The following is an 8,764-nucleotide window of genomic DNA, read 5'->3' as shown; positions in this document are numbered from 1 at the left end:
TACTGCAACCGGGAGGTTGTGGGAGAGTAAGTCACCGCCGACACCAAACAACAAAACACAACAAAATACAGAAACAAAAAAGAAGGAGACGGTAAACCACCGTCTCCTTCATTTCACGTTTTACGGGTAGTAGCCTATACGCGGCGGAACTCGTGGCGAGCTGCATGCCCCGTTCTTTCTTCGTCGCGGAAGTTTATAGGCATTAGGCGCCCTAGGAGAACACTTCAGGTGGATGGTTTTGTCCCCGCAAATAGCTATGCTTATTGCCAGGGATCTACGAACTAGGAATGGCTCGGTGATTTTCCCTTGTTCACTCGCAGATAGCCCGCTTTGGTTCTAGGTTTCGCCACGTGACATTATCACGGTCTACACAATTAGACGGCTAGGTGTGATCGATTAGGCGGTGCGTGTAGAGAGGAAGGGCGGACTCGAATTCTCGGTATTTTCCGCTAAGCGGGTCAGTGAATTCGATGTGAGTAGCTGTTAGATGCATTGGGATTCGCATATCCTCCGCGTCTTCTGGGAAGATTTCTGGATAGACAGGATCACCCAAGATTGGTATTCCAGCTTGCCACATGTGGAGACGCAATTGATGGGTCTTTCCCGTGGTGGGTTTAAGCGTGTATTTGCCTAATTGTGGCAGTTCACCGTGGATTTTTTCATACGGGGCGTTATCTATTAGTTCTACTGCAGCCAGAGTAGTAAATGCGTTGGGGCTGCCATCGCCTACGCGGCCCTGGATTTCGCCGGGGGTTTTGGTGAGGTGGGAGGCCCACTGTAGGGGCGTCGGAAAGCGGCGGTATTCGGCGATCGCCTGATAGGTCTTTTGTACCTGCTTTTCCGCAAAGAGGGTTTGGTAGGCGCCGCGAACATCGCGATGTTTGGTGAATAACAAAATGCCAGAGGTAAGCCTGTCTAGGCGGTGCGCCGGTGCGAGCTCGTCGTTTCCTGTCATTCGTCGGAGCTGGACTGTAGCTGTCTGTACGATGTGGCGTGCGCGTGGCATGGTTGCCATAAACGGCGGCTTATCGGCGACGAGGATATGTTCATCCTCGAAGAGAATGGGGACGTCGTAAGGCACCGGTGTTTCGGGTGCCGGAATGCGGTAGAAAAAGACGTCCTCGTCCTGGCTCAATATCGAGTCCGGTCGGAGCTTGGTTTGATTGCGTAGGACAACCTCGCCAGAGTCGAAGCGCGCCTGGAGCGCCGAGGCGTCGTCGTCGGGGTGTCGATGGCGTTGTGCCGAAATTACTGCACTAAGAAAATCCCAGGCCGTTATGCCTGCCTCGGAGGTGCGCACGCGGGTTGGATTCAAGCCGTCTTTAATCGGCAAAGGCGTGAAACCTTTTCGGCGATGTATTAATGTTTTGTCCATGGATTTTAACTCTCTCATTGAACCGGTTGTTGCCTTTTTCTCTGAAGGTATTGGTGCCGTAATTCGCACCGTCCTGGAGTTTGTGTACACCGTTATGTTCCCGTCGAATTCCGAGGCTGCAACCGTCAACCCTCAAGCCTAATCCGTACTACAATTAAGGTATAACCACCGAAAGGACACATCATGGCTAAGGAAGACATCGTAGTCGTTGCCGTTGACGGTTCGGATGCATCGAAGAATGCAGTTCGTTGGGCCGCAAATACGGCTATGAAGCGCGGGATTCCACTGCGAATCGCATCTAGCTACACCATGCCACAGTTCCTGTACGCAGAAGGCATGGTTCCGCCTAAGGAGCTTTTCGACGACTTGCAGGCCGAGACCCTCGAGAAGATCGAGGAAGCTCGCGCCATCGCTCATGAGGTAGCCCCAGAATTGAAGATTGGCCACACCGTGGCCGAGGGCTCCCCGATCGACATGCTGCTGGAAATGTCGCATGATGTCACCATGATTGTCATGGGCTCCCGTGGCATGGGTGGCCTATCCGGCATGGTGATGGGTTCCGTCTCCGCTTCGGTTGTATCCCACGCCTCTTGCCCGGTGGTCGTCGTTCGCGAGGATAATCATGTTACGGACTCCACCAAGTACGGCCCGGTCGTTGTTGGCGTGGATGGTTCCGAAGTGTCGCAGAAGGCCACGGCTTACGCCTTCCGCGAGGCACAGGCCCGCGGTGCTGCTTTGATTGCCGTGCATACTTGGATGGATATGCAGGTGCAGGCTTCCTTGGCGGGTCTGTCGGCCGCCCAGTCCGAGTGGGCTGATATTGAAAAGGAACAGAGCGAGCTTCTGACTGAGAATCTGAAGGAGCCACGCGAGGAGTATCCGGAGGTTGAGGTAAAGAAGCTCATCACCCGCGATCGTCCAGTAAGCGCTTTGACCGAGGCTGCAGAAGGCGCGCAGCTTTTGGTTGTTGGTTCGCACGGCCGCGGTGGCTTTAAAGGTATGCTCCTGGGCTCGACCTCTCGCGCACTGTTGCAGTCCGCACCGTGCCCGATGATGGTTGTCCGTCCGGATGAGGAAAGCTAAAAGCTGCTGTTCATAGAGCGCTTCGCCCACAAGGGCGGGGCGCTCTTGTTGTTGTGGAGCCGCCTTAGGTAGTGTGCGCTCGTGTACGCTAAGGTATACCCGCTATTTTAGGAGGATTGCATGAATTTGGGACTGGGGCTTTTTAGCTCGATTGTTATTGGTATTATTGCCGGCTGGCTGGCAGAGAAGATTATGAAGCGCGACCACGGCCTGCTGACCAACCTTATTGTTGGTGTGCTGGGTGGCATCATCGGTGGCATGATTATCCACTTCCTGAACATTGAGGAAGGTGGATGGATCTTCTCCTTGATTGCCGCTACGGGTGGTGCTTGTATCCTGTTGTGGATCGTGGGGCTCATTAAGAAGTAGCCCGAATTTAATTCGCGTACAAACCGGTTTGTCTATAAAGTATAGATGAACCGGCTTTGTCGTTTTAGAGAGGAACCCATGGCAGAGAAGAAGTCGCGCCGTAATCGGCCCAGCCCGCGCAGCCGGCTGCTGGAATCGGCGACCAAGCTTTTTACCACCGAAGGCATTCGTGTCATCGGAATCGACCGCATCCTGCGTGAGGCGGATGTAGCTAAGGCTTCTTTGTACTCCTTATTTGGTTCCAAGGATGCACTCGTTATCGCCTATGTGGAAGCTTTGGACGAGAATTTCCGCCAAGATTGGGAGCAGCGCACTGCGGAGATGGCGGATCCGGATCAAAAGATCCTGGCCTTTTTTGATAAAGCGATTGAGGAAGAACCCAAACAGGATTTCCGCGGATCCCACTTTTTGAACGCTGCCGGAGAGTATCCTCGTCCGGAAACTGAGGCAGAACATGGCATCGTGGCCGCCTGCGTCGAACACCGCAACTGGGTGCATTCCACCTTGACGGCCTTGCTAACCGAGCGCAATGGTTACCCATCGTCCTCGCAGGCGAGCCAGCTGTTGATTTTCTTGGATGGCGGCCGTGCGGGTGCTCGGCTCACCAAGGAGATTGGGCCGCTGCAGACGGCCCGCGACCTAGCTACTCAGATGCTCTCTGCTCCCCCTGCTGATTATTCGATTTAAGGTACTTTCGCGCCTCCATACGTAGCTGGCTGACCCGCTTCTTCTCTTCCTTGGAGAGGGCGGGTTCTTTTTCGCGCTTGCGCCAGCGGCGAATGCTTTCGCGGCGCATAGCGTGGACATCCTCAGTAAGCGGGTAGTCGCGGTGCAAAATGATCTCAAAGATAGCGGTTTGGATCAGCATGAAGAGATATGCGCATCCCCAGTAAAGGATGATTGCTACCGGGATAGGTCCGGTTTGGGCCAGGTGCCACAGGAAGAAGGGGATTACCAGTAGCAAAAAGCCCATGAGAATGAAGACGCGGCGGTTGACCTTCTGATCAAATTGGGTGGTACGGAAACTGCGTACCAAGGAAATGACGGAATTAGCCATGGTAAAGGCAATAGCGGCAATGAGGATGGGATTGATGAGGTCGCCGTGTTCGCGGGCGAAATCCGTCAGCGGAGCGCCGTAGAAGGTGGTTTCGCGGAAGGCCGAGACATCGGAAGCATTCAGCATGCCCACGGTGGTGGAGCCGCGCTCAATATTGGACATGCGCAGGAGTACTTGATAGAGGCCGATGAAGGCCGGAATCATGATGAGCGGGGGAACACAACCAGCTGCGGGGTTGTAGTTATAGCTCTTCATGAGGTTCTTTTCCTCTTGCATGAGCTCCGCCATCTCCTCGGTGGTGGTGGCGTTATTCATCTGCTTTTTGATGCGGTTATTCTCCGGGCGGATGAGTGCGCCGATGCGGGCGGAGCGTACGGATATCCAGTTCAGGGGAACAACGACGCCGCGCACGGTGATAACCAGCAGGATGATGGAAATCAGCCAGGCCGTAGATTCACCGACGAAGCTGCTGATGAGCCAGTGCCAGAATTTCATGATTCCGGAAACTGGGTACATGAAGACTTCGTACATGCTTAACCTTTCATGGGCAGTATGGTTTAAGGCATGACTAAAGTTCTTGGGGAACTCATGCTAACCATTGGCGTGGTTCTTTTACTCTTTGCATTCTATGAAGCCTATTGGACAAATGTAGAATCCGGTCAGCTGCAGGAGGAGGCGAGCGCCCACCTCGAAGAGCAATGGCGCAATCCGCGGCAGAAGTTGGAGCCGGAGTTGGGTGAGGCGTTCGCGCAGCTCTACATACCCACGTTCGGTTCTGACTACCGCTTCGCCATCATTGAGGGCACCAATGAAGATGACCTGCTGCGCGGCCCGGGCCGCTACGTGGATTCCCAGATGCCGGGAGAGATGGGCAACTTTGCGGTTGCGGGCCACCGCGTGGGCAAGGGGGCTCCCTTTAATGACTTGGGCAAGCTAGAGACCTGCGATGACATCGTGGTGGAGACGCAGAAGGAGCGAATTACCTATCGCGTATTGCCCATCGATGGCGAGCAGGCGGACTGTTTCAATGGAATTCCGCCGGAGTATTCCCATGTGGCTGGGCGGCATATTACGACGCCTGGCGACGTCTCGGTGACCAACCCCGTGCCAGAGTCGGACGCCGATCCGAGCCGCGAGATCTTGACCTTGACCACGTGTCACCCGCAGTTTTCCAACGCGGAGCGCATGATTGTGCACGCTATGGAAGTAGAAAAAGAGGAGAAATAATGTATCGCGCTTTGTGGAATCTCTTGCCAGGGCCGACGCCGGTGAAGGCCATCTTGGCCATTGCTATTGCGGTGGGAGTCTTCTTCTTACTTATGGAGGTTGTATTCCCGTGGCTGTCGCCGATGATGCCGTATAACGACGTCGCGGTTTAAAGTCCCAAATTGGCAATCGCTTCGTGGGCGATTTGCTCTGACTTAACGGTTTGTTGCTGGTTGCTCCACACCAGCACCGCGTGCGTGTCCTTTTGTACCGCGTACACGGCGTGCTCATCGACTACGCCCCGGCCGCCTTCCCAGCCGTCGAAGGAGGCGGGTTCGGTGGCGTCGATAGGCGCGGCCCAATCCACTGCGGCGCGGGCGTCCTCGACCGTGGGCATATCGCGCACGATGACGGTGGCCTGTGGCTCGTCTTGGTAGGACCAAAAGACGCAGGCCGGGGTGGGAAAGTGCGTGTCGATGCCCTGCTTGGTCAGGCGCTGGCCGTTGGTTTCTTCGAGCCAGCCGGGGCCGATGTAGGGGCAATCGCTCCAGTCATTGACTTCCGCGGTTTGGGCGACGTTAACCTCCGGTGCTTCCGAAGCCTCCGGAGTCACCGTGGTGGTGGGCGCAGGGGTGGGTGCGGATGAATCGCAGCCGGCGATCCCAAAGGTGGCTAGGGCGAGTAGGGGAAGTAGGCTTTTGCGCATGAGCTCCACAATAGACCGGGATACCGACGCGCTGCGCACCGGCATCCATATCCTGACCGCTGGCCTGCTGGTGGTGGGCATTTTTACCTCCGCGCGGATGCCGCTTTCGCAAGCGATCATCAACCTGTTGCTTTTGGTGGGCTTTGCGGCCGTGTATTTCGCTGGCTCGGTATACGGGGAATATTGGGCAAGGCCGGTGCGCTACCTGTGGCTGTGCATCCTCTCGGTGCTGTGGGTGGCGGATCTGTTCGTGGCCCCAGCGGCAATCTATTTGGTTTTCGCGATGTTCTTTTTGTACCTCACGGTGCTGGACATGGCGGCGGGCATCGCGTGCGTCATCGTTGCCTCGATCATCACCGTGGTGGTGCAGATTCCGCAGGGTCTGACGTTTGGCGGTGTCATGGGACCGGCGGTCTCGGCGCTGGTGACGATAGCGATCACCTACGCCTTCCGGTCGCTGTCGCGGATGAATAAAGAGTTGATTGAAACCCGTTCGCAGCTGGCAGCCACGGAGCGCGATGCCGGCATGGTGGCTGAACGTCAGCGCATTGCGCACGAGATTCATGACACCCTTGCCCAGGGACTGTCTTCCATTCAAATGCTCCTGCATTCGGCGGACCGTGATCTGGATAAGCAGGACGCGAGCAAAGCGCGAGAGCGCATCGAGCTGGCCCGCAGGACGGCCGCGGATAACTTGCACGAAGCACGGGCAATGATTGCCGCTTTGCAGCCGCCGACGCTCAATGAGGCATCCCTTGAGGCCGCGTTGACCCGTATGGCGGAAAATTTCGGCACTACCGGAGATATCCACGTCGAGGTGGAATCCGAAGGAGAGGTACAGCAGCTGCCCATGAAGATAGAAGCGGCGCTGCTGCGGATTGCGCAGGGCGCTGTGGGGAACGTCGTTAAGCATGCAGAGGCAAGCCGCGCCCGGATCACGGTGACCTATGAGGGCGATGAGGTGCGCCTGGATGTGGTGGATAACGGCAAGGGCTTTGATCCGGCCGCGGTGGAAAGTACCCCGGCTGGACTGGGGCATATTGGGCTGGCCGCAATTAGGCGCCGCGCACAAGAGCTAGGTGGGGAGGTCATTATTGAATCCGCGCCGGGGGAGGGCACTGCCGTGTCAGCTAGTATGCCCTTAGGCAACCGGGTAGATTAAACTTTTGGTTGACAATGACATCGATAGGAGGAATGTCGTGATTCGGGTCCTATTGGCAGATGACCACGAAATCGTCCGGCTAGGCCTGCGGTCCGTGCTCGAGGGCGCAGAGGATATCGACGTCGTAGGGGAGGTCGCTACGGCCGAAGCTGCGGTGTCGGCAGCGCAGGCGGGCGGCATCGATGTCATTTTGATGGACCTGCGTTTCGGCGCGGGTGTGGAAGGGACCCGCGTTATGGGCGGCGCGGAGGCAACCGCGCAGATTCGCTCCGCGATGGTCACCCCGCCCAAGGTCCTCGTGGTTACTAACTATGACACTGATGCGGATATCCTCGGCGCGATCGAAGCCGGTGCCGTGGGGTATTTGCTCAAGGATGCTCCTCCGCAGGAGCTGCTTGCCGCAGTGCGCTCGACTGCGGAGGGTGATTCGGCGCTATCTCCCATCGTGGCCGATAGGCTGATGACTCGCGTGCGTACGCCACGCACCTCGCTCACGCCGCGTGAGCTCGAGGTCTTGCAGCTGGTAGCAGCGGGGGCGTCGAACCGGCAGATTGGCCAGGACCTCATGCTGTCTGAGGCCACGGTAAAGTCCCACCTTGTGCACATTTATGACAAATTGGGCGTGCGCTCGCGCACCTCTGCTGTGGCGGCAGCGCGCGAGCAGGGCGTGCTTTAATTAGCGGCGTTATACGCCTCGATAACGTCCTGCGGGATCTTTCCGCGGTGCGCCACTGGCAGGCCTTGGGTGCGGGCCCATTCGCGGATGTGGCTGGGGCTTGCCCGCTGCGCATCGAGCGCGGGGGCTATGCGGGCGGCGTCCACGTAGGGGGGGCGAGCAGATTATGGAAATGCCGCGCGTTATCCGTGAAGAGATCGATAAGGTAATTTTGACCGTTTACGCTGAAGCGAACGACTTCTAGCTGGTCTTCAGGGATTAGGGTGTGGTCCAAATCGTCGTAAAATTGGGTCACTTCACGGCGGGACGTATTTCCTCCAATTTTAAAAATTGCACCAAGTACAGAGAGCATAAACGGTGTTAAAGGGGTAGGGCGGTGAGAAGATTATCAGCAACTTTTTCTGGCCGAAAATACTTTTCCCGAAAAATCCCGGATCTTTATAGAAAAAATTAAACGCCACCACCGAATAGGAGGCGGTGGCGGCGTGTATCTCTTTTACTGGGCCAGGCGCTGCTGAATTTCCGCAGTAATGGAGTCAATTTCCGAGCTAATGGTCTTGTGAGCGCGGCGGCGCTGCTGTTCGGTCATGAACTCGGCATTATCGATGGCGGAGTCTACTTCTTGCAGACGGTCACGCACATCGCGTTTGAAGCCAGCCGGAACGTCCGTGTTATCGAGGGAGTTGCGGATGCCGGCGGTGCGGGCCTTGAGCGGCGCACCGTAGCCGGAGAAGGAAGCCATCTGATCCGAGCTCACGCCCGCCTTAGCGGCCTTGCGCTTTTCGCCCTCGGTCTTCAGGCCCACGTAACCGCGGTAGAGGAGCGGCAGCAGCAGGGGTGCGGCGGTGCGCAGTGCACCGGCATAGCGCTTGATGTTATCGGAGTTAAAGCGGCCGGCTTTGAGCTTGGCTAGCTCATTCTTGGCCATCTTCTCCTCGTGCTTGCGGCGTTTCTTAAGGCCCTTTTCCTCCGACTTAATGAGGTGCTTTTCCTGCTTGGCCAGGAGCTTTTGCTGGCGGCGGCGGTCCTTAGACTGGGCCTTTACCTCTGCCTTGGCGCGGGTCTTGGCGGCCTTTGCCTGTGCGCGTGCTTCTTGGCGGGCCTTTTTAACTTTCTTCAGAATGCTCATT

The 8,764-nt window shown here is 56.8% G+C and carries 14 protein-coding genes; 8 read left to right on the top strand and 6 right to left on the bottom strand.

Annotation, left to right across the window (positions count from 1 at the left end):
• Positions 1-382: 382 nt before the first annotated feature.
• On the bottom strand, positions 383-1,393 hold the full coding sequence (locus QP915_RS10210; protein WP_502869333.1) for a pseudouridine synthase: 1,011 nt from the start codon (positions 1,391-1,393) through the stop codon (positions 383-385).
• Here QP915_RS10210 and QP915_RS10205 point away from each other — a divergent pair.
• The 4 genes from QP915_RS10205 (at position 1,374) to QP915_RS10190 (ending at position 3,514) form a co-directional block, all read left to right on the top strand.
• Complete coding sequence (locus tag QP915_RS10205; RefSeq protein ID WP_005325337.1) at positions 1,374-1,517, top strand: hypothetical protein; 144 nt, start codon at positions 1,374-1,376, stop codon at positions 1,515-1,517. The genes QP915_RS10210 and QP915_RS10205 overlap by 20 nt on opposite strands.
• A gap of 41 nt (positions 1,518-1,558) precedes the next feature.
• Positions 1,559-2,458, top strand: coding sequence for a universal stress protein (locus tag QP915_RS10200; protein ID WP_179387148.1), 900 nt, complete (start codon positions 1,559-1,561; stop codon positions 2,456-2,458).
• A gap of 120 nt (positions 2,459-2,578) precedes the next feature.
• Positions 2,579-2,827 carry a GlsB/YeaQ/YmgE family stress response membrane protein gene (locus QP915_RS10195; RefSeq protein WP_005325340.1) on the top strand — a complete coding sequence of 83 codons (249 nt, stop codon included), beginning with the start codon at positions 2,579-2,581 and terminating at the stop codon, positions 2,825-2,827.
• Between the two features lie 78 nt (positions 2,828-2,905).
• Positions 2,906-3,514 (top strand): TetR/AcrR family transcriptional regulator, encoded by a 609-nt coding sequence (locus tag QP915_RS10190; RefSeq protein WP_284769257.1) that lies wholly within the window; start codon positions 2,906-2,908, stop codon positions 3,512-3,514.
• Here the strand turns inward: QP915_RS10190 and yidC are convergent.
• Positions 3,471-4,415 (bottom strand): membrane protein insertase YidC, encoded by a 945-nt coding sequence (gene yidC / locus QP915_RS10185; protein WP_284769256.1) that lies wholly within the window; start codon positions 4,413-4,415, stop codon positions 3,471-3,473. The two genes, QP915_RS10190 and yidC, sit on opposite strands and share 44 nt — an antisense overlap.
• A gap of 33 nt (positions 4,416-4,448) precedes the next feature.
• On the opposite strand from yidC, the gene QP915_RS10180 reads away from it, so the two are divergent.
• Entirely contained in the window at positions 4,449-5,111 is a 663-nt protein-coding gene (locus QP915_RS10180; RefSeq protein ID WP_284769255.1) for a class E sortase, read from the top strand.
• On the top strand, positions 5,111-5,263 hold the full coding sequence (locus tag QP915_RS10175) for a hypothetical protein (protein WP_005325347.1): 153 nt from the start codon (positions 5,111-5,113) through the stop codon (positions 5,261-5,263). The genes QP915_RS10180 and QP915_RS10175 overlap by 1 nt, the downstream gene beginning before the upstream one ends.
• On the opposite strand, the gene QP915_RS10170 is transcribed toward QP915_RS10175, so the two are convergent.
• Positions 5,260-5,796, bottom strand: coding sequence for a DUF2020 domain-containing protein (locus QP915_RS10170; protein WP_284769254.1), 537 nt, complete (start codon positions 5,794-5,796; stop codon positions 5,260-5,262). The genes QP915_RS10175 and QP915_RS10170 overlap by 4 nt on opposite strands.
• Between QP915_RS10170 and QP915_RS10165 the strand changes: the two genes are divergently transcribed.
• Together QP915_RS10165 and QP915_RS10160 are read left to right on the top strand one after the other, a co-directional pair.
• Positions 5,795-6,958, top strand: coding sequence for a sensor histidine kinase (locus tag QP915_RS10165; protein ID WP_284769253.1), 1,164 nt, complete (start codon positions 5,795-5,797; stop codon positions 6,956-6,958). The two genes, QP915_RS10170 and QP915_RS10165, sit on opposite strands and share 2 nt — an antisense overlap.
• 37 nt (positions 6,959-6,995) lie before the next feature.
• A complete protein-coding gene (locus QP915_RS10160; protein WP_284767266.1) occupies positions 6,996-7,634 on the top strand; it encodes a LuxR C-terminal-related transcriptional regulator in 639 nt (212 codons plus the stop codon).
• Here the strand turns inward: QP915_RS10160 and QP915_RS11750 are convergent.
• From QP915_RS11750 to QP915_RS10150, 3 genes are all read right to left on the bottom strand, one after another.
• Positions 7,631-7,780, bottom strand: coding sequence for an Lsr2 family DNA-binding protein (locus tag QP915_RS11750; protein WP_350309427.1), 150 nt, complete (start codon positions 7,778-7,780; stop codon positions 7,631-7,633). The two genes, QP915_RS10160 and QP915_RS11750, sit on opposite strands and share 4 nt — an antisense overlap.
• Entirely contained in the window at positions 7,762-7,986 is a 225-nt protein-coding gene (locus QP915_RS11745; RefSeq protein ID WP_350309426.1) for an Lsr2 dimerization domain-containing protein, read from the bottom strand. Before QP915_RS11745 ends, QP915_RS11750 begins: the two co-directional genes overlap by 19 nt.
• Positions 7,987-8,130: 144 nt before the next feature.
• On the bottom strand, positions 8,131-8,763 hold the full coding sequence (locus tag QP915_RS10150; RefSeq protein ID WP_284767268.1) for a DUF6474 family protein: 633 nt from the start codon (positions 8,761-8,763) through the stop codon (positions 8,131-8,133).
• Position 8,764 lies beyond the last annotated feature (1 nt).

This window comes from Corynebacterium sp. MSK158 (genome assembly GCF_030229085.1).
GTDB lineage: Bacteria > Actinomycetota > Actinomycetes > Mycobacteriales > Mycobacteriaceae > Corynebacterium.
The sequence above is the reverse complement of the archived record's forward strand: the minus strand, read 5'-3'. Positions and strand labels throughout refer to the sequence as shown.